Raw genomic sequence first — 26,262 nt, forward strand, 5'->3', positions numbered from 1 at the left:
CCTATTTGGATTTTCTACTTACCCAAGCACTCCAAAATCTTGGAGAGCAGCAGAAACTTTAACTGGTTGTAGTTTTTTAAATGATTCATATAACCATCCCTATTTTTCTCATGGGTATTGAGGTAATAAGCATCACACTCCATGGTATCACATTCTATCACGTTCGCCATGTTCCGTTCATAACGGTACAAGTTTGCCAACCGCAGCTGATTCTCTCTTTGAACCACCAAAAGTCTTTGGTGGAGCGAAGGATTTCCCAACAGCCGTTTTTCCAATGGGATCAAATATTGTAATTCCTCATTGACCCATTCCATAGTTTCAGTCCAATTGGTGATTTCCAACTTATCCTTTTTACTGATAATACGGCTTATGGATTCGTGAAAATAGGGTCTACCAACTGATTTCATAATACCATGTTTAAATTCAAAGACTCATTTCCCTGCTCAATATCCTCAATGGTAAGCCTTTGGTTACCGGATGGAAACTCCCAAACAATGGAATCCCCATTGGCGTACCCCATGACCGCGGCCCCCATCGGGGTCAATATCGATATGCAATTGTTTCTGATATCGCTTTTGGCGGGTAGTACCAGTTTGAATTTTTTATGCCAGCCATTTTCGGAAACAATTGTGACATTGGAATTGAACCGTATCACATCATTTGGCATTTTATCCTCATCTAGGATTTTGGCACTCTCCAATTCATCCGTCAACTTCTTAACCGATTTTCTCCAAGCACTGTCCTTATGGTACCCTGAGAGGTTCAACAATCGCTTTAAAACCACATATTCCCTTTTTTCTATCAACAAGCTCCCGTATTTCATTTTACTATATTTTAAATCATTATACCATGCAGGCTCTTTTTTAAGCCTTTTTTAATCACTTTCTTCCTTTATGGAAAAATCCCCCTCTGAACATAAGTCTCTTCCAATCGCTCTATGGCAATTACAAATGCGGCTGTCCGCATGTCGATATGCTGCGTCTTGGTTTTGTGTGCAACCTTGGTAAACGATTCCCTCATTTTTCTTTCCAATCGTTCCAACACCTCATCAAGACTCCAAATTTCACCGTTACGGTTTTGCAACCATTCAAAATAGCTTCCGATTACACCACCTGCATTACATAGAATATCCGGTATGATATCGATACCTCGCTCTAAGAGTATTTCCTCTGCCTTGACATCGGTTGGTCCATTGGCCCCTTCGGCAATCAGACTAGCCTTTATGAAAGGGGCATTGTCCACTGTAATCTGATTACCCAATGCTGCAGGGATACAGATATCACATTCCAATCCAAAGAATTCCGAATTTTCAATACTGTTTGCCCCTGAGAACCCCATAATACTTCCTTTATTGGCCTTGGCATAATCCAAGAGTGACTCCGGACAAATCCCTCCTTCATTGCGAATGCTACCATAGGCATCCTGTACGGCCGTAAGAAGCGCACCTTCCTTCACAAGAAAATGGGCCGCCCAGTAGCCTACATTTCCAAATCCCTGTACAATGAACTTCTTGTTTTTTAATTCCAGTTTTTTGTGTTCGGCCCAAAATTTGATGGTAAGAAAAACACCGTAGCCCGTTGCGCGGTCCCTACCCTCGGAACCACCGGCGCCTATGGGTTTTCCCGTTACAACATGGAGGTTTTTCGATCGTTCATTAGGGGATTTGGTCGACATGTACGTATCCAAGATCCAAGCCATGGTTTGGGAATTGGTATTTACATCAGGGGCAGGTATATCCAACTCGGGCCCAATATTATCACCAAGCGCATAGGTGAACCTCCTAGTGATTCGTTGCAGCTCATCCTGGGAATACTTGGTGGGATCTAATTGTATACCACCCTTTGCACCACCATAGGGCAACCCTGCCAAGGAGGTCTTCCAGGTCATCCACATGGCCAAGGCCCTCGCGGCGTCAATGTCTACCGTCGGGTGGTACCGTAATCCACCCTTATAGGGACCCAAAGCATTATTGTGCTGTACCCTATAGCCGGTAAATATCTCAACCTTCCCATCGTCCATTCGTACCGGAAAGTGCACTACCAGTTCATTGTTGGTGACTTTCAATATTTTTCTAATGTTTGGGTTAAGCCCAATAATATCAGCTGAATTGTTGAACTGACGCATCACATTGTCCAACATCCCTTGTTTGGACGGTCTTTTCCTTTTTGTTAACACTGTTGTCATATTAAAATAGTTAGTGGTATGTCGTATACCTTTTGTTTTTAATTCATTTCATCCGATATCACTATCGAAGGCAACTTACTTTCTTCCAGATAGTGTTGGTATTCATTACATATCGTAGTGTACGTTCTTTCTTTGCTCAATGCACAGTACGATCTATGAATACAGGTAGAGCATATGCTTCTCAAAAATTCATTCATGGGACACTTATTTTGGTTTCATTCAATTAACGAATAGGATATAATGTCTTAACGGGCTGAAAAACCAACATTAAGATGGACACAGCGATAACAATCAAAAAACCGATCTCCAAATTGGACAACATCATATTGACCTTCAGTGATTTTTCAGACAGCTTTGTCAATTGTCCACTTTCTTCCAATTGAATCTCTTCTAAGGAATCCAAGGTTTTTTTGATACCACCAATGTGTTTTATGGCCTTTGTTTTTGCATTATCGTCCTTGATGTTCAAAGACGCCATTGGGGTCTGTGACGCTAAATCCGTGAATTCTTGTCGCAGCCGTTTTAAAAAAAGTGCTTCTTGCCTAGTGAGATCGGTACGGGCAAAGTCATCGATGAGGATGCTGATTTTTTCCGCCCTGTTTGTTGTAAACCTACCGTTATCAACTACCTCCAACTCACTATCGTGAAGACGGTTTCGCAATTGATAGATAAAATCCTGAACCACTACCCGATCATCATGAATAGAAACAATTGCGTGCTGTATCGTAGAAAAATGCCGTCGATCCACAAGATTAGCTGTAAGTACCAATAAAAATGCTGTGGCAAGTACAAGACCAACCAGTATGCGTTGTTTAATTGAAAGTGTTGCGTTCATACCCCTTTTCCATTATTATATTTGTGTTAAATTGACCCATATTGCATCAGAACTGTTACGCTCTTCTTTCTTACCAAAGTAAAGCGCTACATCTGGATTGGTTGGTAAGGCATCCATTAGGTTTTTGCCAAAAGTTTCCACATCGGCCATCAGACCAGATTGATCTACCTCTACGATACAAAATAAGGCCGCTTGGCCAGGCATACCATACCTAATGCTATCCCCTTTTGATAACCCAATAACGGAACAGCCCAAAGCGCTCACCACTGAATACTTCGCCTTTTCCGTATCAGCATCATCTGGAGGTACCAACTGAAAACTTTTCATCCATCCTGTCGAACTTTCAAGGGTCACACGGCTATTTAATCGTACCACATCGGAGGGCATACTTTTCTCATCCACAATAATGGCACGTTGTACATTCTCGATTAATAATTCCAATAGTTCAACATGAAAATAATCTTCCAAGCCCAACGATTGCTGCAGATACTTTTTGATCGTCAATAAATCATTGCTCTCCAGTAGAAGGCCTCCAAATCTCAAAGGATACATTGCCATCATTACTCATTTCTTTTGCCACGGAACCGAAAAATCCATCATTTTCCAATCTGGTTGATTGATTGTGCCATACCAATGGCAAATCATATGCCCTACTTGTGAAAAAGAAATATAATACCCTCAAGATGCTGATAAACAACACTTTGATTTTTAAATAAAAAGTGACCTAAGATTTAGGTTTGGGTAGTTTTTACCCATTTGGTCAGTATTTGACCAGATCAATCAATTTTGTCGCGAAGTGTTTTTCGATTGATCTGTAATATTTCTGCCGCCTTGCTCTTGTTCCCCTTGGTATGAACCAAGACACGCTGAATATATTGCCTTTCCATTTCCCTTAAAGGTAGGAGCTCTTCCTGGGGAAAGGTGATTTCATATTTCAAAAAATCAGGTAAATCCTTGATTCCTACTGGGCCATCCGCCATGATGACTGCTCGCTGGATTACATTCTCAAGTTCCCTAATATTACCGGGCCAAGTATAGCGTTCCAATACCTTGAGAGCATCCGGATGAATGGGCAGCAAACGATCTCTATATTCTATCCCGTATTTTTGAAGGAATCTATTCACTAACATGGGAATGTCCGATTTTCGTTTTCTCAGCGGTGGTACCATAATTTCCACAACAGTCAAACGATAATAAAGATCTTCCCTGAAGTTTTTCTTATTGATTTCCTCCTTAAGGTCCAAATTGGTGGCTGCCACAACGCGTAGATTTATTTTTTCTACCGTTCTGGAACCGACCTTAGCAATCTCCTTTTCCTGCAATGCCCTTAACAATTTTGTCTGTACATCCCAACCGGCCTCACCTATTTCATCCAGAAAGAGGGTCCCCCCATCTGCTGCCTGAAAAAAACCGTTACGGTTTTGTTCTGCGCCGGTAAAAGCACCTTTGACATAACCAAATAATTCGGCTTCCTGTAAATTATCAGGGATAGCCCCACAGTTTACAGCAATGAAAGGTCCTTTTCTATATTTACCCGAGTAATGAATGGCCCGTGCCACCAATTCCTTGCCCGTACCGCTTTCTCCCTGGATCAAAACGGTGGCTTGGTTGTCCTTTACCCGACCAATAATCGAAAGTACATGCTGAAAGGCTTGTGAATTGCCAACCATACCGTTGAGCTCCTCGTGATGTTCCCTGACCGGGTTCTTAACAGCTGAGGCATGGCGATGGTCGCCTTGCGACAAAGCCTTTGTAACCGCTGTTTCGAGTTCTTCTTTCGTAAACGGTTTGGTCATATAGTCCATGGCGCCTGATTTAAGCACCTCTAAAGCTCCATCAACGGAAGGGTAGCCCGTGAGCACAAGTTTTGGCATCTTGGGGTAATGTTCGTTGGCGTACTTTAACAATTGTATACCGTCCACTTCGGGCATTTGGATATCCGTAATCAACAGGTCTATGGATGCATCCTTTAAAACAAATAGGGCTTCATTAACCGATATGGCTTTAAAAACATGATAATCAAGTGTCTTGAGCCTTCTAGCCAACAACTCCAAAATCTTGGTATCATCATCTACAACAAGAATGTTCTCTCTGTTCAAGGGCATACATGTCATTTTGGGAACTCCAGTGTAAAAATAGTACCTTTTGGCCGATTGGGTCGATGGGCAATGCTTCCCTTATAGCTTTTGATGATACCATGGACCACACTCAGACCGAGTCCGGTCCCTTCGCCAACGGGTTTGGTGGTATAAAATGGTTCAAAAACCTTGTTTTCCTGACCCGTTGCAATACCCTCCCCACAATCGATAATATGAACAATCACCTTTTCCTCACCATTTACTAATTCCAATTTAATTTCACCGCCCTCTGGCGAATAATAGGCTGCGTTCATGATAAGGTTGAACATTACCTGAGTCAATTGGACCGTATTGGCCCGAATACTAAGGTCTTCTAAGGCATAGGACCTTACTACGGTCAACCTCTTTTCTCTAAGTGACGGCCCCATGAGGCGTATAACACTATCGACAACCCTTTTAAGTTCAACCAACTCCATTTGTTGGGGCATTTCGCAGGTGAAGAACATCAACTTTTTTACAATTTCCCTAGAAAAGATGGCGTTGTCCAATATTGTCTGCAAATCGCTCCGTGTTCCTGGATCTGTGGCCTCATCCAATAACAATTCGGCAAATCCCAGAATATTGGCCAAGGGAGTGTTCAATTCATGGGCAATACCCGCCGTTATCTCGCCCATGATATGCAAACGATCATTACGTTCCATTTGCCTTTTGGTTTCCTGTTCACTATCATGGATTTGTTTACGTTCTAAAAGGTTCCCTACAGCCAGGCAGACATTTTTCAGCAATGTCCTTTCCTCTGGCAAGAAATCTTCAGGACCATACACTGATGCGGGATACCCCACTGAAATGGCTCCAGCTATATTATTGAAAACCATGACATCACTGGCTAAACGTACCATTTGCTCATCAAATCCGCTGGTTTGGACCCTATATTTTTCGATGGATATTTTACACTCTGCAACTTCTTCGTGCTGCCAACCTCTTTTTAAACAATAGGCTATGGCTTCCAAAGAAGTGTTCAGTTCATCATATCCTGAATTCACAATAATGGAGGTAACTTCATAAAGACAGGTCAATTCCTTGACGCGTTCCTTAAGTTTTTGATCTGTGCTTTTCATAGGATTAGAAATTATGGTTACAAAGACTTGTGGATCTTATACGTTGCGTTTTCCCAGTACAACAATAATACAGTAAAAAAAATCGGATTTTCACATCGCAGTTTGTTATCGTTCCAACCAAAATTTAATTTCATTGATAACCGTAGTAGGTTCAAACGATGTCCTTTTTCCAAAAAAGATAGACACCCAAGTATAGTGAATGACATCTAGATGTTTTGACATCCTGCTGTACAAGCATCCCCTAAACTATACTTTTGGGATAATAACTTCTTCAAGTCTAGCATCATGTGGTTCTCGGGGAACACAATCCACTTTCTGAAATGGGTAGAATAGTTCAATCTTGAGGGCGTTGGGATGTTGTACCATAAAACTATCGTAATAGGCCCCTCCATAACCAATTCGAAATCTCGCTGCATCATATGCCAAACCAGGAACTAAAATCACATGATAGTTTTGCTTAAACAAAATTGCCCCCAGAAGGATATTTGGTTCCAACTACTCCATCATTCAACTCTTGTAAAGATCCAAGGACCAAATTCTTGAACTTTCTCTTGGTCAGTGTCTTTGGAACCAACACAATTATTCCGCTATTGAGACAACGCTAGATCAAAGGATTGATATCAATTTCCGACCCCATGGGAACATATGTATGTGATGTTTTGACTTGATGACATACTATCTTTTTCCAAAGAAACTCACAAATCCAATTGTCGCAGAGTTTCTTGTTCAATTGCGGAAAGTGGTTACATTTGCGCAACATGTCTTTTCTGACCCTTTCTTTCTTTACTATTATTGGAATTGACATGACTTTATTCTTATTTAGTGCCAAGTCTTAATTACCTTTTCAATCGGTTGAAGGCCCATCTGAGCTAGGGTCTGGAAGTGATTTGGAGAAAAACAGACAACCTTGCAAATGCTCTTTTCAAAATATCCTTTAAAACACCTTCCTCAAACGAAGATTCATCAAGGTTCGGAATTAGAGCTGCAAAGTCGTTTTCAAATAAGAAGGTCTGGGCATATTCCGGATTCATTTCAACACCCAACCGGATATTCCCAGGACATATTAACAATCCTTATCATATGCTATTTTGGGTAGTTCAGTAACCTCCTCCTCTTTTTCCTGCCACGGTCGATGGGCCCGGTGAGGCGAAACCAAAACTTGCGTACCGGTTAATATATTCTGTCTTATGTGAGTTGTATTCAGTAATTTCATAATATAGTTTTCAACTAATTTTAGCTTTCATTTTTCTAATTTGATATTGAATCGGTAAACCATTGACTGTCCTTTTGCATAGAATACTGGCCTCCAACTCACCCATTTTTTTGGCTCCTTGTTCCATGGTATACAAAAAGGGAATAATCACTGATTTTTTTATGGATTCTTCACCAAAACCTAAAATTGTACGCTTATCTTTTTTCAAATAATTGACCCATTTGCGCCTGTGTCAACCAAACGGTATCTTGATCAAATTGAATATTAATGAGTGGAAACGTCATTGACTTGGTAAATCTCTATTTACTTATCCGTATTCATATAGTTATGAACTGATAAATTCGGTTTTAGATAATTTTTTGCTTAAACACTATCAGTCGTAAGTAATCGTTTATTTGAACTTTGAAGTAGTCCAATATTGCTTTATGCAGGAACCATTGTAGTTCAACCTTTTTAATCCATAATTTTTAACTTTCGTCAAACCAAACATCTCCATAACCGTTGTTGTCAATCAAAAACAGTAACCAATGTCAAGTCCGAAATATTGTGTTAATTCATGTCAAGTTTCGAGCAAGGGTTCAGCGCGTATGGGCTTGGAATAATCATCTGCATTAAACCAAACTGCACCCCTAATGTACCGGGAGCTACATTTCAATTGTAAAAATAATTAGTTAAACTTATAAACTATCTATAAGTAACATTCCTAATAAATCTGTAATGCTACTTATAGATACTTAATCGGTTTATCCATAAAATGAATTGTTTCATATCCCTTCACCTTTGCTTTCTCCCTTAAAAAGTCTTGTAAATGAAAAGCAATAGAACCAATAAAGTACAAGGGGTGTCGCTTCATTTCATATTGATAAGGTCCCAATACATACTCAAAGACCTTTTCCAACCCATCATCGATAATCGACCGGAAGAAGGGATGTCCATGGTTCTCGATCATGAATTTGGCAAAGTTGGCAAGATAGGAGCTCGGATTCTCTCCATGGTAGAGTTCTTGTAGTAAAACCTTACCTTTAAGGTCGTACCTGTCCCTAAATTCTTTTATCAAATCACTTGGCATATATCCATAAGCATAACTGCGTAACAATTTCCTTCCAAAATAATTGCCACTGCCCAGGTCCATAACCTGATATCCCAGATCGGGCAATCGTTTGTGAATCTCTGTTCCATCAAAAAAACAACTGTTCGAGCCCGTACCCAAAATGCACACCACTCCCGGTTTCCCCTTAGTGCACTTCACGGCCATTCCCAGATCATCCGCTATTTGCACTTGGGCGTGGTTGAAATATTTTTGAAATATTCGGCTCAACCTTTGTTGTGAACTGTAATCTTTACCTCCGGCACAGTAGAACTCCACTCGGGAAATCCCATCTTCAAGATGCTCTTTTAGCCCTTGTAATACTGCCTCTATGTCATCATCCGAGTGAATCATGGGATTTATACCCGTTGTTCTTCTTTGAAATAACCTGACCCCAGACGTATTGTACACATGCCAATCACATTTGGTGGATCCACTGTCTGCAATCAATACCATCTTAGCATCCTATTTTTTAAGAAAGTCATATATCACAAAGGCTTCCATGGATGCATAGCTTGCCAGGCTGAGAGACTGGCATCTTTTTGTGGTTTCCTTGTTCCGATCCTCCGCTCGCACCCAGAACACACTTTTGACCCTTACCAGTTTTCTCCCGGATCAAGTCTGATATTTCCTTGGCAACCTGTAATAATCCCTGTTTGGAATCTTGAAAGATGACATTGTGTACCTTTTCATATCTCGTGGCTTCAAACCTTCCAGCTGGTTTATGCCATATAGATTGCATAGCTATTTCCATTTTTATAAAATCAATTTAAGGTCTATTCTATTATCTTTTCTATTTTCTTCCACGTAAGCAATAGGCCTACGGCCGAAACTGCCGCTAGGACGGTCATAGCGCTTGCCAACATCCACTCGCCATATATCCAATAGCCCACTGCAAAAAGACAGGCATAAATCAGTACCGTTCCTAAAAGCATCGCCAATATCCCACTGGGAACGCTCCAGTTCTCAGCATTTTCCAACACACCCCTTTCTGATTTGCCCTTGCGGGCTATTTTAAGCCATCCCGGACCGCCTGGGCGGATTTTTTCACAGAATCCCAAAAGTACCTCGTCTTGCTCGGGTCGGGTAAGGTAGGTTGCTGCCAACCATACCAATGTGGTGGTAAAGACCACTAGGGGATACTCCGACCAACTTGGTAACAGCCCGCCATCGCCAGCGAACAAATAATCGCCCAAAGGGGTCAGCTTCAAAACTAGTGAAAGTATCCCAGAGACAAACATTGCAGTGATTTCGCTCCAGGCGTTGATTCTCCACCAAAACCACCTCAGTATAAATATCAACCCTGTGCCCGCACCAAAAACAAGCAGTATCTCAAAAAGCTGAAGTGCATTTTGGAGCAAAAGGGCCAATGTAGCGCTGAGCACCATCAATACCACCGTGGATATCCTTCCAACCGCCACCAATCGTTTTTCCGATGCCTTTGGATTAATCCTTTCCTTATAAAAATCATATACAATATACGAGGAACCCCAATTGAGCTGCGTGGATATGGTGGACATATAGGCCGCAACCAAGGAAGTGAGCACCAGCCCTAAAAGTCCTGTTGGTAATTTGGTTAGCATGGCCGAATAGGCAAGATCGTGCCCAAGTTTATCATCGGATATGATTGGAAAGGCCTGTTGTAGGCTCTGAAGGTCTGGAAACACAACAATAGAAGCCAGTGCCACCAATATCCAGGGCCAAGGCCTGACGGCATAGTGCATGATATTGAAAAAGAACGTGGCCGCTATGGCATGCTTCCCATTTTTTGCGGAAAGCATTCTTTGGGCGATATATCCTCCACCCCCGGGTTCGGACCCTGGGTACCATGAACTCCACCATTGTACGGCCAAAGGAATAATAATCAGTGTAATCAATGCTTCGGTATCGTCCAGTTCAGGTATCATTCTCAATTTATCTTTGACATCTGGATTGGACAGGAGGTTTCCCAAGCCCCCAACTTCGGGGATATTCACCAGATAATAGGCTGCTCCTATGGTCCCTCCCATTGCAACAAAAAAGAGGATGAAATCCGTGTACACAACTCCCTTGAACCCACCAATTGCACTGAAAATGACCGTTACTAGTCCTGCAATAAGAACTGTCTGCCACGGCTCGATACCGAGCATGATTCCGCCAATCTTTATAGCGGCAAGGGTCACCGCCGACATAGTTATCACATTAAAGATTACCCCAAGATAAATGGCCCTGAATCCCCTTAAAAATCTAGCTGCTACCCCACCGTATCTCAGCTCATAAAACTCAAGATCGGTATTGACATTGGATTTCCGCCACAACCTTGCATATATAAATACCGTTAGAAGACCCGTCAACAAAAAGGCCCACCAGACCCAATTGCCGGCCACTCCGTTGGTCCGCACAATATCAGTGACCAGATTAGGAGTATCTGTGGAAAAGGTAGTGGCGACCATCGATATACCCAAAAGCCACCACGGCATCGTTCTACCGGAAAGAAAAAACTCCGAACTGCTCTTGCCAGAGCTTTTGGATACATAGAACCCAATGCCGAGGGTAATAGCGAAAAATGTCAGGATTATGGCATAGTCCAATGGTCGTAATGTTATCATATTCATTTTTTGGCTAGGTTGATTGGAGTTGATTATTGTTCTTTTTCATAAGAAGAAAGGTCGGGAGCAGACCCCGCCCATCTTCATCAACTAACTCAAAAAGGTCAACCTGTTCGGTTTATAATGTTTTTTTGCTCATAACAAGGAAAATGTTGCTATAATCGGCAAATGATCTGAAGCTCTCGAATCCTTTAAGACTTGGGCATTTTCCACCTTCCATTTATTCCGAGGATAGGCCATGAGATAATCAATTTTAATGTTTGGATTGTTTGATGGATAAGTAAATGCATCATCAGTCATCGAAAGGTTCCAGACCTTGCTTAAGTGTTGCATTCCTTTGTCATTCATTGTTTGATTGAAATCACCAGCCAATATGGTTGGGAACTCATCCCTGAATTTGCTGTCCAGATATCTTATTTGGGACTGGTTCAATTCCTTATTGGAATGATCAAGGTGCACGTTCACAACCCTTATTTTGTTTATACCCTTGATTTGGACCATTACCTCCAAAGCTATCCTAGATTCCGCAATGCCATCACTGGGCAAGGAATGTACCCTTGCTTCGAGTATGGGGTATTTGGACAAAATAGCCAAACCATAGTCTCCCCCATCATAGGGAATAGCTTTCCCAAAGAAGGAGTGAAAACCTGTGATATTGGCCAGTTCCAGAGTTACATCTTTGCCCTGTGATCTCCGCGTCCTGCGATCCACTTCCTGTAAACAAACAATATCGGGTTGGGCTTCCCTGATTTGATTTCCGATTTTTAATAGATTAAAAGTACCATCGGTTCCATAGCCCGCATGGATATTAAAGGACATTACGGTAACAGGCCGTTTTATTAAATTACTTTGGGCCCGTAACGGGTTCGTTCCATTTAAAAACAAGCAAATTCCGATCAAGGTGATTTGTTTTATCATGCCATCAAACTTTTGGGAAGCCATTTCTTATTTTAAATCCTTGATTCTGATATTTCGAAACCAGAGTGTAGAGCCGTGCCCCAAAAACCCAATATGACCACTATTCCGCTTAAGTCCTGGATGATTCTGACCATCAGGAGTGCCATTTTCAGAAGCTTTTTTAATATCTGCATCAAGAATGACATGATCATTGAGTGTGATTTTAATCTGATTCCCCTTTACCATAACTTCTTGAGAATTCCATTCTCCAACAGGTTTTAAAAAGCCTCTTTTTGCAGCCGCAATTCCATATACCGAGCCATGATACTGATAAGGCTTTAAATTGGCATAGATAGGTGCCGTGTTATCCAGAATCTGTAATTCTTTCCCAACATAAGCTGCGTCACCTTCCAATGGTGCATGAACACCTAGACCATTGTTAGCTCCTGGAGTCAATTTAAATTCAAATCGAAAAATGAAATCAGAATACTCGTTGGCGGTATATAAATTTCCGTGCCCCCCTTGCTCCGGTTGAACCACCAATTCATTGTTTTCAACCGAATAATCTGTCTTATTCCCAATCCAATGGTCAAGGTTCTTGCCGTTAAATAGAGATTGAAAGCCTTCTTTTTGCTCTTCAGGACTTAAAAGCTCGTTGCCAGACTGTATTTCACGAACATAAACATTCCTGAACCCCAGATCTTCTCCATGGGCCTGAAGCTCTATCGCTTCTTTTGTGAAAATCGCTCTATCCCTATCCCAAAAATTTTCCAAAACAACATTATCGGTAACCAATTTTCCGTTCAAATGAACAGTTACACGCTCTCCGACCATCTTGATCCTGAATGTATTCCACTCATTTATGGGGTTGTCGGCCACTACTAAAGGCTTACTTGTGTTTTCTTGGTTGTTGTATAATCCTCCACTGCCCACTTCTGCCCCCACATCGGTACGTGCCGTATCCCAAATTTGAACTTGAGGGGTCCCTCTCAAGTAAATGCCGCTGTCTCCACCATGCGTGATTTTCCAATCGACCAGCATTTCAAAATCCCCATAATCTTTAATGGTACAAATATTATTGTAGCCCTCTCCCTTAAAACCGATGACCCCATCTTTTACAAACCAATCCTTCAACATTTGGGCATTTGCCTTTTCCTGAGTCTTTTTCAGGGCACTTTTGGACATCTTTCGCCTTTTAATCGGGTTTTCCACTAAACCTTCCCATCCGGTCAGGTCCTTACCGTTGAATATGGATACAAATCCCTTTTCCTTGGGCATTTTATCCAAAAACTCTTTTACATCAATTTTTAAATATTGACTATCCGGGCCGGTTAAGTTTGCCATACTGTTTGATACGGCTTCTCGGACTACCTCGCCACTTAGTCCATTGTTGGCACCAGGTGTTGGCAAGGCAATATTGATTACTGCATTGGATGCCACAGCACTTAGTTCTGCATCATCCAAATAATCCGAAACAAAAACCAGGGACAGGAATGTCTTTGCAGACTGAGCTGCCCGGATCACTTGCTTCTTCTCTGCTAAGGTTTTGCTGTGCGGCATTAATTTTTGTACCAACAATAATCTTTGATCGTCAGGTTGATCTGAAGTAGCAACTTTTTGCAAATATTTATCAAAAGCCAATTCCCTGATGTCTCCATTTGAATTGATTATGGCCTTGAACAAATAAGATAGGCTCTTATTACCTTTCCATGCCGAAAGTGCCTGTATTGCCGCCATTTTTTCCTTAATGCCTCCTGATTGCATTTGTTCCGATATCAGAGTCAATGCTTTTTGACCTCCTATCGCAGGAAGTATTGGAATCAATTTGGATTTATCTTCAAAATCTGCAAATACGCTATAAACATCCAAAGAACTATCCTTTTCAGTATTGTTAAGAACTTTGATAATGGCCTGCTGCACGTAATTAATATTTGCTTCATTATCCACCTTAGAGAGCATTTCCATCAACTCCGATAGATTACTTTCCGTGGAAATGGATGGCATTGCCTTATAAATGTTCTTTTGTAAATCAGGGTTTGCTTTATCCAACAGCCTAGCAATCGCATCAAATTGATTTGTGGCATTTCGTTCAGCCAGTACATTTACCAATACACCTTTGGCTTTTTGATTTTCAACACGGAATAATTCTTCTGCAATCAAAGGTGCATCGTCAACATCTACAATTTTCAGCAACGTATTTTCAATGGTTGCAAAAGTTGCATTGGTATTATCCCCTTGTAAGGTTTTAAAAAGCAGTGGCAATGCCTTGCTCTTTTCTTGAAAATCCAAAGCTCGTATCCCTGCCAACTTTAAGCTTTCATTGTCAGATTCGATGGCCTTTGTGATGCACTTATCCAGCACCTTGGACTCTTGACGCTCTCGCAGTACTTCCAGAAGTTGTATTTTTCCAATATCCTCTATTTTCTTGTATTGTTTAACCCATTTTGATACTTCTGTAGGTCTCATGTTCTGGCCCGCTGCCTTTAACACGCTCCCCCTATAGGCATCATTGGGATGCTTTGCTTCCTTTAAAAGCGTTTTTGTCGCATTGTTACCCATTGAGGCCGTTAGAAAGTCAATACCTGCTACTCTAAAATTTAATTGGTTATCCTCTGTACAATTTTTCAATAGCGACCTGGCTAGAAGCTCTCCCAAGGAGAAATTTCCTTGTTCGATAAGTCTATTGCCATAATGGATATATGCAATAATGGCCCTAGTTTCACCCAATTGATACGCTTCGCTCTCAACTGCTTTAGAAAGAATGTCGTACGAGTCGGGTTGAGCTATTTCTGCCAATGCCATCAGCGCTTTCTGCTTTAAAAAAGTATCAGACATGGGGTTGGATACCACTTCTACCAAGGTTTTTGATGCAGGGGTATAGCGTAAGCGCCCCAATGACTCAATAAATGCCGCTTTCCTTATTCCACCAACTGATTTGACTGCGGAATGAATCGCTTCTGCCGACCTCTGAGTGCCTAAAACGGTTAAAGTAGCCAATGCGGGTTCATATAGTTCTTTATCCGTTAGGTATTTGCCCAGTATTTTAACACTTGTGTCGGTTCCACAAAATGCCAAACGGTCTATAAAAAATGTTTTTACCTCGGTGTTTTGCTTTTCCTCCAAAGCATCCAGCAGTGTGTTTTCAACCATACTCTCCCGGTGCTTGCCCGCAAATACCGCCAAACTGTGAACGGCATACCTTGCTTGGGTATCGTTCCCTGTTCCCAAAGGAACAATTCGTTTGTGGAACTTTTGAACCCCTTCGCTCCCCAGTTCCAACATTTCTTGCATTAGCCTGTCCGAATGCTCTAAATCCTTGGTCGGAAACTGGGCCAATATATCCACTACTTTGGTTTCCAAAGTCCGATTGATTTGCCCTATAGAAACCTGTAAAGCAAAGAGCAAAAAGAGCGTTGATACAATATGTTTTATTGTTTTCATTTTTCCTGATTTTTTGACCAATGGACACTTCCGATTTGATTTCGAAACGCAACACACGTTCCACTGGTATGTACTTTTATTGTTCTATTTAAAAATTAAGTGAATGATTAATCGGCCCAAGAGGTTCGCATGGGTTGATCCAACAACCTATTGGCTTCCGGGTCGTTCACAAACTTTTGTTTCACTGAATCAAAATCGAGAGACCTACCTAGTCGGAGTGCCACTACGCCCATATTGACAATAGTTGCGGAACGGTGTCCGTTCTCTTCGTTCAATGCGAATTTTTGACGGGTTTTAACGGACTCTGAGAATGAAGTTATTTGTTCCTCGGGATTGGGAAGGGTATTGATCAAACCATCAATATTGGGAATGGTTGATTTGAACCCATTGAATATTTTGCCATCAGGTCCTTCAATATAGGCTGCATTCTTATCGCGGTTTTCGCCGTCCAATATAATTTGACAACCGTCTGCATAGGTATACGTTATTCTTCGCCAAGTTCCAATGGCATCGTAATGCTGTTGCGGGGCATCCACCTCAACTTTTACAGGGCTGGTATGATCCTTACCCAAAAAGTATTGAACAGGATCAATATAATGCTGGCCCATATCGCCCAATCCGCCGCCGTCATAATCCCAATATCCTCTAAAGGTGGAATGGACTCGATGTGGATTGTATGGTTTTTCGGGAGCTGGACCCAACCACATATTGTAGTCCAATTGTTCTGGAACTGATTGTGGTGCCAAATTCTCCTTTCCTACCCAATAGAACTTCCAATTAAATCCGGTAACTCCACTTATGGTTACTTTTAATGGCCATCCCAATGCACCACTGTCGACAACTTTTTTTAGTTTTTTTACGGGTGTTCCCATTCCGTAAAAGTTATCCTTGAAACGAAACCAAGTATTCAGCCTAAACATTTTACCATGGACCTTCATGGCTTCAACAACACGCTTACCCTCGCCTATTGTTCTGGTCATTGGTTTTTCGCACCAGACATCCTTGCCTGCTTCTGCGGCCATAATGGACATGAGTCCGTGCCAGTGCGGAGGGGTCGCAATGTGAACAATATCAATATCCGGTCTCTCCAGGACTTCCCTAAAATCTCGGTATCCCCTTACATCGGGGCCAACTTTTTTAAGTGTAGCGGCCAAGTGTTTTCCATCTGCATCACAAATGGCCAATAATTTGGTTCCTTCATAGGTTAAGTGACCCTGTCCCATACCGCCAACACCTATCACCGCTTTGGTAAGCTGGTCACTGGGAGGAATAAAGTTGGGGCCTCCCAATACATGACGTGGGATGATACTTATCCCGGCACCCGCTATCAAGGACTTTTTTACGAACCCCCTTCTACTGTTTATTTCTTTTTTCATTTGGTATGCTTTGAATTGATTATTTCCAACTATCTGATTGAATGATGATGCTGCAAATAAAAAAGCATGGGCATAAAAAAAGGGGTACTAAATGGGGTAATGAATAAAAAATGTTAGTTTTTTTTCAGGATTTTATCTCAATAAGGCAGGAATAAGCTATTGTTAGGAAGAAATCATTTCCTCAAAAGAAACTTCGTAGGCCTCCCCGTAGAGATTTTCATATTGCTTTTTAAAATTATGGCAAGCTTGATGTGCCAAACTAAGCTTTCCTTGTTCGATGAGTACATTGAGTTTTATCTTTAATGCATGCTCATTAAGGTCATCATATAGACAAATGATCTCTGCCAAATCAAGCATAGTATCCAAATGGGTCCCAATCATCGGGTTTTTACTGATCTGGATAAATTGTTCCACAATCCGATTGCTGAACTTTTCAATAAATGGGTCTAACCAAGGAGCGCTCGTATTGGCAAACAACCTTCCTTTCTTAACAATGGGAATCAATTTTCGGAGTTCGATTTCAAGTTGTCCATCCGAACAATCTTTGCTCGTCAAGAATTCCAGATATTGCAGTGCCATAGAATAATCCGAATAACAGTTCTCGCCCATTTGCAATATCCAATGTTTGTCCTTGAAAATTACCTCAAGGTTTGGACATGTGCCCAACAACTGCCTCAAATTTTGAATTGTTGTCCCTCTTGTATTTTTAGCGCTTGCCACACTTTTACCCGGCCATAACAATTCGGTAAGACGCTTGGTGTCCACCCCTTTTTTATCTCCTTGGCTATGCAAAAAAATAATCATGAACATTTTTTTCTGGAGCGGGGAAAGTTTTTTTGCAACTTCCAAACCATGCATATCAATAATCTGCAAAGGACCAAAACATAATATTTGAGTGGAATGCTTCCCTTCTAATTTCGGACCCTTAAGCTTTATTTCGCTTGGTGTTCTTTTTATTACCTTCGAGACCTTATTTTTCATCCAATACTTGAATACTGCATATCCTCCGCCGAACAAGAGGGATAATCCCAAAGCATACATCCAAATATGTGTATTCCTTTTCAAGACTTTTGTTTGATTATAATGAGCCTTGATTTCCGAATCATTCAATTCTCGCCCCCATATTTTTATCTCCCGTATGTAGCCTTCAAAAAATTCTTCCCACAGATTACTGGCAATAAGTATATTGTAATTTGATGTTTCATATTCAGAAATCAGCTCTACACTATCTGTGCGTTCCCCATTGATATAGAAAAAAAGTGTATTCTCTATTTTGGAATGAACCAGTGCCACATGGGACCATTCATTTAACGGAATAGGTGAAGAAGTTGATACATAATCCTTGATACCTGCCATTGTGAACGTTAAAAAGCCATCGTGAATTTTGAACACAAAATTGTCTCCCTTTCCAAGAATACTATTGTTTTGACCCAGTTTAGTCGGTTTTATCCACGCATTAATAGTAAAATTCCCCTTTAATGATGATTTACTGGATATTCCCACATCAACATAGGCTCCATCTTCAAAGTAACTGACCTGTCCATATAACGAATCCTTCCTTACTCTTACATCATTTGAGATTAATCCCTTCGAATTTTCCGCCAATATATCGGCAACCTCATCCTTAAATTCAAAATGGTGGGAAAGTCCATATTCAGCATCCAATGGGAAACCAACAAATTCCTTCCTGTTGTTCAGGTTTTCCGGACTAGTGTAGATAATGTCCGGAGAAAAATGGAAACCTGGCTTATAGGGCACCAATATGGGGGGCGATAAAATATCCAGTACGGGATAACTAAAATACCCTCCTATCTGGACTTCTCCATAATCTTTGAAGCTGACCCCATCCAACAGTCCTTTTTCCGTTTGAACAACCCCGAATATTTTTGGCTTAGAGTTTAGTTGACGTACCAAACTGTATAGATGTTCAAAAGACGCTTCGGCTTTGATGAAACTCGGCATTTTTCCTAAATCTTGCCAAACCTCAATTAATTTTGAAAACGTTGGAGTAGTTCCATGGTCAACTTTTATGCTTAAAAGTTCCTTGTCGCTTGATTTTTTAACCAGATCAATGGTCTCTTGCAAGCCAAGTTCCAATGTGTACATATCCGAATCAGCTACCCAGATCACGGATAGGTTTTCAGGAATTTTTGAAATCGAGCCCTCTTGTCCCAACACTACTAATTGATTGCCGTAATGGGCATATTGGTCAAGAAAATTGGTGTTTTCCACTTTATTTTGTGAAGGAATCACTGCCCATGGTACATTATCGGTCAAATTCCGAAACATCAACGAATCTGAGCTAGTTTCATTGAGGTCTATTAAGATATGAGAAGTTGTGCGGAGATGGTGTTTATCGCTTTCTGAAAGTGAAGAGTATGTTTGGGAATATGAGGAATCAACCCCAATAAAAAGTATCCAAAAAAAATAAATGTACCATACCGAAGTATGCTTACATTGACTAAGAAAATTGTACGCTATAAAGCTCTTGGCCATAACAGCACAATGTATATGATTTAAAGTTGATATCTAGTTTTCCAATACTTGAACAATATTAGTCATAAAAAACCTTTTACGCTACCCCACTTTAATGCAATTGGCATACCATGTGCAAGATATGATTTTGACATGTACACATTATTGCCTTACTTTATTGGTAGTCTCGGCTGTCTTTAATCCTTCCCCTCTCCAATGTTCTTCAATTTCTTCAAGGGTTTTTGCTTTGGTTTCGGGTATCATTTTATAGAAGAAAACTGTTGCAATAAAACAAAATCCTGCAAAAACAAAGAATCCGGCATTCATTCCAATGACCGAAACAAACCAAGGGAATAAAAACGCAGTAACAAAATTGGCGCCCCAATTAGCGAAAGTTACTATGGACATGGCGCGCCCCCTAATTCGAGTAGGGTAAAGTTCCCCCAACAAAACCCATATTACCGCGTTGATTGAAAATGCCAAGCTTGCCATATAGATGCACAACATAACCACAATCCAAATACTGGAAATAGATGGTATCGAAAAGAACACTCCGATTACAATCAAGGATATACATACCGATAACATTCCCCATATCAACAATGGCCTACGTCCCCAACTATCTATTTTCCAAAGGGCCAAGGCCGTAAAAACGAGGTTGATAAGTCCAATGGCCACTTGAAACTTCAAAGCTCCGTCGAAGTTCAGGCCTGCATCCCTAAGTATGTCGGGGCCATAATAAACAATAATGTTCACGCCGGTAAACTGACCAAATATGGAAAGTCCCAATCCTGCGATCAAGGCTTTTTTGAAACCGGGCTTGGCCAGTTCTTTCAATGAGCCACCTTTTTTGGACAAGGCTGCCAGAATGTTTTTCAATTCGGTATTTGCCTTTGGTTTTCCATTTATCCTCTCCAAAATTCTCAAGGCTACATTGGTATTTCCTTCCTTGACCAACCATCTCGGACTTTCAGGAATTGTCCATAATAATAGGAAAAACAAGAGAGCGGGCACCACTTCAGTTCCGAACATGGCCCTCCAGACTTCCGATACCATGATCCTGTAGAAGATTCCAGAACCTCCAAAACCATCTGGATTGGCCTGGGCATAGTTCAACACTCCCCAATTGGAGAAGTAGGCCAATAATATGCCGATTACTATTGACATTTGGTACAAGGCCACTAAACGCCCACGTATATTAGCTGGAGAAAACTCGGAAATGTACAATGGTGCCAAGACCGAAGCAATCCCAATTCCGAAACCGCCAACGAGCCTTGCAGCTATCAACAAACTGAATGAAGATGGTAAAGCAGACCCCAGTGCAGAAAGAAAGAAAAGTACCGCGGAAACAATTAGTATGGACTTACGCCCATACCTGTCTCCAAGTGAACCAGCAATCATGGAGCCGATAATCGCTCCAATCAACGCAGAGCTTCCAAACCACCCCACTTCCATTTTATCCAACTCGAACTGGGCCTCGACCATACTTATGGTCCCTGAAATGACAGCAGTGTCAAAGCCAAACAACACACCTCCCAGGGAGGCCACTAGGCAGACCTGTGCAACTAAAAATGGACTGCCTGTTGGCGCTTCCTTTACTTTACTATTGAAATCAGTCATTTTCCGCAGTTGATTTAATGGTATTTTCCAATAATTGGTGACACCTGAAGAGTATCCTCGGTATATGGAAAAAGCCTTTCCATCCGTTGGCTTTTGTTGACCAAACTGGACTTCCATCGCGATTTAAATAGCCATACCACTCGCCATGCTCCCTATCTGGGAAATGGGCAAAGGTATATTGATGTACTTTTTGGTACCATGCTTTGATATCTTCCCTACCCGTATGAAGCCATGCCAGCAACAAAGCATACAATGCCTCTCCATGAGGCCACCATAGCTTCAAGTCCGCTTCCAGTTCATGGGTTGGGGTCCAATCGATATTGGTCAGGTAACGAATACCCCCATACTCTTTGTCCCACCCATGTTCCAATGATGCCAAAATAATCGCTACAGCTTCATTGATCCAGTTTTTTTCATTCCGTTCGATGCCAATTTCCATGATCATCCATGCACTTTCAATAGCATGTCCTGGATGAAAAAGCCGACCTTCGGGAATATCCAACATAGTGGAACCGTCCATTCCCACATTTTCCAACAAATACCTTTCATTCGGCTTCCAATGTCTATTCAATATGGATTCGATGGATAAAGTAATGTCTTCATCAAATTTTTTTAAGGGCCAAATATCCTTGAATACCTTAGCCACGGTAATTCGACACATATCATGGGAATGCAAGTGAAATTGCCTATTGAGTGGATAGCCCAACATGGGCGTATCCGATGGTTGTCCCAATCTCGACACTAAGAAATCGTACATCTTGAATGCGCGGTCTTTTAAATCCTCATCCTTGCTTAGGGCTGCATATTCAGCCAATGCTATAGCCCCAAAAACTTCAGTATACAAACTTAGTACCGAGGAAACGGGTTGACCGACACTATTCAATCTGAAGTGCATTTTACCGTTTTCGGCAAAGCCATTTGCGAGCATAAAGTCCAATCCATGTTTAGCGATGTTTTTCCATTGCTCCCTTTTTTCAACCCCATTGTACAAATGGCTGAACATCCACACCTGTCTACCCGTCATCCACATATCCTTGTCTTCGGAATAGGGCGTTCCATCCTGTGCCAAACGGGTATAATATCCTCCATGGTTTTGATCAATGGAATGGGTTTCCCACCACGGAACAAGGTCATCAAAGAGTGCTTCACGATAGACCTCTTTTAGTTGATGCAAATTCTCTGCTATGTCTTTTTCGCTTTCCAAGGTCATTCTTCTTTTGTTTGCTTTATACTATTGCTGTTCGATTGGTAACATTTCTTGCTTCAATACATCGTAATGGCTGTTCATTTCAGAATTTTTGGTCAAATCCCAGATAGATGTATCCAGTTCACGGAGGGACAGTATGGTCGTAATCCAACCTTGTGTCCAGCCACTTTCTATGGCCCATGCACCCCAACCGGCATCGGCATTGGAGCCCCAATGTTCGAACCTTTCAAAATCGAAGGCCCTCATCCAACCCCCATGAAGTTCTGGGTGTTCTGGTGATTTGACCTGTATACGACAGAGAAACTCGGATAGTTGATCTACAGATTTTTTGATACGAGGATCCTTGAGTGTATACCAAGCCTCATGCAGACCCACCAATGCAAAATTGGTGGTATATAGCAGATCACTAACGGGGTCTCCGTTCTTTGCAATCAAAGAAGCCTCGTGCAATCCATAGTCGGCATTACTTTTAGAAGGTGGAAAAACTCCTTTTTCAATGCTTCCCAACTCCTCTCTTATGGCACCGCTTTTATCCTGGAGGTCCAGTAACCCGTCCACTGCCGTGTAAAGCATTTTTCTGTTTTCATCGGTATTTTCAACACGTACCAACCAAGCTAGCGGTAAAAGTATTCTAGCCTTTTCTTGTGCCAATCCGTTCATCCATTTCCATGTATCAGGATAGCCTTCCATGGTGGTTTTTATTGCTTTTTTAGTACGCGCCAAGAAAATAGGGTCCCCCGTTTTGTCATAGGCCCAGAGAAAACAGGCCCAGAGATAGGCTTCCATATGCGGAGATAGATTGACCACTTTGCCATTATAATAGTGTTGCCAACCATTTTCCTGTAATTGGGGCAAATCTATCCTGTCTCCTCGGAAACCATTTATACCTGTGGTTCGGTGCAATGCGAGTAGCATACGCATCAATGTATCATCCTGTTCGGTATTTCCCGTAATTGCCGCAGTGATAATAGCCCCAAGAAATAAACGGGCATTATCGTCGCCATAATTGGCTTTGTACCATGGATAGCTGGAAATGCCCCAAGGTACAAGTCCATAGGCTCCATGGTTTGGATTGCCATACTCCCCTTTCAGTGCAGATGATTCATTTAAATAAAACTTTAAAAGGTTATTGGCTATTTTGTAGTTTTCCTCCTTACCAAGTACTTTGCCTGCTGTGGCAAATGCACCTGCCACTTCCCCTGTACAATCGCCCCTTAGCACTACTCCGATAGGTTGGTTTCCTTTTTCATCAATTCTAGAGAAAATACATTCGAACACGCCGTTGCTACCATCTCCATTGGAAATGGTATCATTCCAATTGATGAACTTGGTCTTTATTTCCTTGTTAGGGGCATTACCAAGAATGTTGTTGTAACCTGTGGGGACGATCATTTTTGCATTATGAAACCAATCAATACCCTTTGCAACGCTTTTTTTCTGATAATCGAGGGGTAATTGCTCGTTGCGAGCATAAGTTGTCTGTATTTTGGAGTTCCAGTCCAACTTTTCAATTACAGTGCCATCAGCCAATAAAAATTGAAGAATGCCTTTCCATATCCCCTGCCATTCAACTTGTGGTGCATACCTTCCTTTAATGAAGTTACTCAGCCCCGTTGTCGATACCAATCCATCATAATCGTTCAATTCGAACAATAAAGGATTATTCTCTTTGGGAATTCCATAAATAGCACTATCCAGACCAGCGACCCGGGCCGCTACCAAATGGGCATTGGAAACTTGGGTCGGGACATAGGTTAGGCCATTGACGGCCAAAATGTCCAAACTATCAGGAGTTCCTCCAAAAAAAGAGGAGTTGACCACTGCGCGTTCATACTTTGATACTTTATTCTTTGGTTGGGTCTCCATCCCCGGAAGTTTATCCACGAACTCGATATAAAATCGACTTTCCTTTTCTTTCAATAGATCGAAAAAATTATTTGGAACCTCTAGACGTTCATTTGGATAATTATCGGCTAAAATAAGTGATGGTTCTCCCTTGCCAATACCGCGTATAAATTGATCCAAATTATCGTAGTGGACCACTTCCAAATGTTCCAAGTTTTGGATTACTCCATAAAGGTCATTCCCTTCATCGCAGTAGACATGTATTTTTTGAGGTGCCGCATTCAGGGCAAATAGTATAATAATGGCCAAAGGCCCTAAGAACATGAGTATTTTTGGAACTGATTTCATATTGTGAACTTGTAGTTAGAGGAGACTGATGGAAAATTGCATGGTGTGAACAATGTGCATGCTTGGGAGCAACCAAAAGACAGTTTTTCCCAGAAAATGGCCTTTGATTTAGTGTGCGACCTTCCAAAATAAATCGGAAGGCCGCAACTAAACCACTTTATAATAAGTGCCAAGGCTAGTACCCCGGGTTTTGCTCCAGGTTTGGGTTTAAGGTAAGTTGATCTACAGGCAGCGGTGCCAAGTAATTTTTTGAAGGATCAAAGCCAACTTCCCCTTCACCGAAGGTCTGTAACAGAGGAGAAATGTAGCCATCCACATTTTCTATCCGTGGGGATACCTCATCTACATCATAGGCAGGCTCAAAAGGTCGGTCTCTCCATTGTTCCAATTTAGATCCAAGTCTAGGTGCACGGATTAAATCCGTGGCCGCCCAACGATACAAATCATCTCTTCTAAACCCTTCAAAAGCCAGTTCCACTCTTCTTTCCCTTCTAATCTCGTTCATTAGGGGAGAAAGCTCGGGAAAATTCCAATTGGGATCGGTAAAACCGACCACTGCATTAAGATGGGGTACTCCTGCCCTGTCTCTCAATAAATTGATGGTCCTATCCAATACGGCTTGGGTACAAGTTCCCAGTTCCTCATGTGCCTCGGCGGCTATTAACAATGCTTCTGCATACCTAAACAAGGGAACGGCATTGGAGGTATTGTTACCTGATGCATCTTCTGTGGCTATAAATGGACTGAGCCACTTATAAATTTGATATCCCGTGGTATTGGGCCATGGATTCAAGGTTAAAAAAGGAAGTTCGTATGTATCCACCACACCATTGGATATTTTAATTGGCATTCCAGGTGTGGATATGGTCATTTTCATACGAGGATCTCTATTGGTGGTAACTTCTTCCAAGGTTTCGTCTCCCATATATTGTGGACTTACCCCAATGGGCAAACCATCGCTACAGAGATAGGAATCCACAAGCGATTTTGAAATCCCTTGTCCATTTGGCCCTCCTGAGGTTCTGATTTGCTGACCCCAATAGATCAAATCCAAATCGGCACTGTACTCTCTTGCCAACAACACTTCGGATATACCTGAAATCTCGGAGCTAGGTGTTGAAAACAATCTCCAATAACTGAAGCCATCCGGGATTTCGGGATGCGAAAAATCATTGTAAAGCGTATATCCGCCTTCCATGACTTCTTCAGCGGCATCCCTGGCTTGAACAAAAAACCTGTTAACATCCCTACCATCACCTTCAAAGGGGGTTCCAGCGTGGTACTTCTCCCAAGTACCTTCGTAAAGAGCCACCCTGGCTTTAAAAAGAAGAGCAACATCCCTGTGGATACGTCCTTCTTGGGTTTGTGTTTTTGTAGGGAGTTTTTCAATAGAACGATCCAATACAGATAGTATGGAATCGGCAACCACCGATCTGGACAAACGTCCTTCGAACAGTTCTGGAGAGTCCACATCCAATGTAGTTGACAACCAAGGTAAATCGCCAAACCTTTTCATCAAATCAAAATAAAAGAAAGCCTTAAAAAAAAGGATTTCCCCCGTATACTTGTCTTGAGCGGATTGTGGTGCTTCGGAGACAGAAATATTGTCCAAGAAAAAATTGACATTGCGGATGTTGCCCCAATTCCAACCTCCTCCTGAAGCTGGAATGGTCTGGGTTCCAAATGCCAATGGATATGATGTAAATGAAGCTGGAACATTATTATCAGATGCAGCATCGGATTCCCACGCCCATGCAGCCATGGTTCCCGGCAAAGATGTGTAAAACTGGTTGGCGTACATTTCCATCTCATTGGCCGAGAATGTAATACCTTGATCGGTAATAGTGTCTTTTGGAATAGTGGTCAATTCATCTTCGCATGACAGCATCGCAACAAGTAGTACGGCCATCATTGTGACTAGTGTATATTTTTTCATGATCTTATCCAATT

At 41.7% G+C, this 26,262-nt stretch carries 21 protein-coding genes and 1 pseudogene; all 22 read right to left on the bottom strand.

The window, feature by feature from the left end:
* Window positions 1–14 precede the first annotated feature (14 nt).
* On the bottom strand, window positions 15–407 hold the full coding sequence (locus tag J4E06_RS01480) for a hypothetical protein (protein ID WP_349522273.1): 393 nt from the start codon (window positions 405–407) through the stop codon (window positions 15–17).
* Complete coding sequence (locus J4E06_RS01485) at window positions 404–823, bottom strand: GreA/GreB family elongation factor (protein WP_349522274.1); 420 nt, start codon at window positions 821–823, stop codon at window positions 404–406. The genes J4E06_RS01480 and J4E06_RS01485 overlap by 4 nt, the downstream gene beginning before the upstream one ends.
* 68 nt (window positions 824–891) lie before the next feature.
* Window positions 892–2,184 carry a Glu/Leu/Phe/Val family dehydrogenase gene (locus tag J4E06_RS01490; RefSeq protein WP_349522275.1) on the bottom strand — a complete coding sequence of 431 codons (1,293 nt, stop codon included), beginning with the start codon at window positions 2,182–2,184 and terminating at the stop codon, window positions 892–894.
* Between the two features lie 223 nt (window positions 2,185–2,407).
* A complete protein-coding gene (locus J4E06_RS01495; RefSeq protein WP_349522276.1) occupies window positions 2,408–3,019 on the bottom strand; it encodes a hypothetical protein in 612 nt (203 codons plus the stop codon).
* Between the two features lie 15 nt (window positions 3,020–3,034).
* Window positions 3,035–3,580, bottom strand: coding sequence for a GreA/GreB family elongation factor (locus tag J4E06_RS01500; protein WP_349522277.1), 546 nt, complete (start codon window positions 3,578–3,580; stop codon window positions 3,035–3,037).
* 215 nt (window positions 3,581–3,795) lie between these two features.
* On the bottom strand, window positions 3,796–5,124 hold the full coding sequence (locus J4E06_RS01505; protein WP_349522278.1) for a sigma-54-dependent transcriptional regulator: 1,329 nt from the start codon (window positions 5,122–5,124) through the stop codon (window positions 3,796–3,798).
* A 5-nt stretch (window positions 5,125–5,129) separates the two neighbouring features.
* On the bottom strand, window positions 5,130–6,215 hold the full coding sequence (locus tag J4E06_RS01510; RefSeq protein WP_349522279.1) for a sensor histidine kinase: 1,086 nt from the start codon (window positions 6,213–6,215) through the stop codon (window positions 5,130–5,132).
* A 246-nt stretch (window positions 6,216–6,461) separates the two neighbouring features.
* A complete protein-coding gene (locus J4E06_RS18370) occupies window positions 6,462–6,659 on the bottom strand; it encodes a 5-formyltetrahydrofolate cyclo-ligase (RefSeq protein WP_502877323.1) in 198 nt (65 codons plus the stop codon).
* 375 nt (window positions 6,660–7,034) lie between these two features.
* Window positions 7,035–7,130, bottom strand: a complete 96-nt coding sequence (locus tag J4E06_RS18375) for a hypothetical protein (protein WP_421813672.1) — start codon at window positions 7,128–7,130, stop codon at window positions 7,035–7,037.
* 56 nt (window positions 7,131–7,186) lie between these two features.
* Window positions 7,187–7,285, bottom strand: a pseudogene (locus tag J4E06_RS18380) (hypothetical protein); the annotation flags it as partial.
* Window positions 7,279–7,428: a hypothetical protein gene (locus tag J4E06_RS18385; RefSeq protein ID WP_421812694.1), complete on the bottom strand. Its 150-nt coding sequence runs from the start codon at window positions 7,426–7,428 to the stop codon at window positions 7,279–7,281. The gene J4E06_RS18385 and the pseudogene J4E06_RS18380, both read right to left, overlap by 7 nt.
* 10 nt (window positions 7,429–7,438) lie before the next feature.
* Entirely contained in the window at window positions 7,439–7,636 is a 198-nt protein-coding gene (locus tag J4E06_RS01515; protein ID WP_349522280.1) for a hypothetical protein, read from the bottom strand.
* A gap of 516 nt (window positions 7,637–8,152) precedes the next feature.
* Entirely contained in the window at window positions 8,153–8,971 is an 819-nt protein-coding gene (locus J4E06_RS01520; protein WP_349522281.1) for an N-acetylglucosamine kinase, read from the bottom strand.
* A gap of 320 nt (window positions 8,972–9,291) precedes the next feature.
* Window positions 9,292–11,103, bottom strand: a complete 1,812-nt coding sequence (locus J4E06_RS01525) for a sodium:solute symporter family protein (protein ID WP_349522282.1) — start codon at window positions 11,101–11,103, stop codon at window positions 9,292–9,294.
* Window positions 11,104–11,238: 135 nt separating this feature from the next.
* Entirely contained in the window at window positions 11,239–12,021 is a 783-nt protein-coding gene (locus tag J4E06_RS01530) for an endonuclease/exonuclease/phosphatase family protein (protein ID WP_349522283.1), read from the bottom strand.
* A 27-nt stretch (window positions 12,022–12,048) separates the two neighbouring features.
* Window positions 12,049–15,441, bottom strand: a complete 3,393-nt coding sequence (locus J4E06_RS01535) for a 3-keto-alpha-glucoside-1,2-lyase-like domain-containing protein (RefSeq protein ID WP_349522284.1) — start codon at window positions 15,439–15,441, stop codon at window positions 12,049–12,051.
* A 107-nt stretch (window positions 15,442–15,548) separates the two neighbouring features.
* A complete protein-coding gene (locus J4E06_RS01540; protein ID WP_349522285.1) occupies window positions 15,549–16,817 on the bottom strand; it encodes a Gfo/Idh/MocA family oxidoreductase in 1,269 nt (422 codons plus the stop codon).
* A gap of 162 nt (window positions 16,818–16,979) precedes the next feature.
* Complete coding sequence (locus J4E06_RS01545) at window positions 16,980–19,106, bottom strand: LamG domain-containing protein (RefSeq protein WP_349522286.1); 2,127 nt, start codon at window positions 19,104–19,106, stop codon at window positions 16,980–16,982.
* A gap of 348 nt (window positions 19,107–19,454) precedes the next feature.
* Complete coding sequence (locus J4E06_RS01550; protein WP_349522287.1) at window positions 19,455–20,912, bottom strand: sugar porter family MFS transporter; 1,458 nt, start codon at window positions 20,910–20,912, stop codon at window positions 19,455–19,457.
* Window positions 20,905–22,122 carry an AGE family epimerase/isomerase gene (locus J4E06_RS01555; protein ID WP_349522288.1) on the bottom strand — a complete coding sequence of 406 codons (1,218 nt, stop codon included), beginning with the start codon at window positions 22,120–22,122 and terminating at the stop codon, window positions 20,905–20,907. The genes J4E06_RS01550 and J4E06_RS01555 overlap by 8 nt, the downstream gene beginning before the upstream one ends.
* Window positions 22,123–22,143: 21 nt before the next feature.
* Window positions 22,144–24,312, bottom strand: a complete 2,169-nt coding sequence (locus J4E06_RS01560; protein ID WP_349522289.1) for a hypothetical protein — start codon at window positions 24,310–24,312, stop codon at window positions 22,144–22,146.
* Window positions 24,313–24,487: 175 nt separating this feature from the next.
* Window positions 24,488–26,248 (bottom strand): RagB/SusD family nutrient uptake outer membrane protein, encoded by a 1,761-nt coding sequence (locus tag J4E06_RS01565; protein ID WP_349522290.1) that lies wholly within the window; start codon window positions 26,246–26,248, stop codon window positions 24,488–24,490.
* Between the last annotated feature and the right edge of the window lie 14 nt (window positions 26,249–26,262).

The organism is Allomuricauda sp. NFXS6 (assembly GCF_040148835.1).
In the GTDB taxonomy this organism is placed as follows: domain Bacteria; phylum Bacteroidota; class Bacteroidia; order Flavobacteriales; family Flavobacteriaceae; genus Flagellimonas.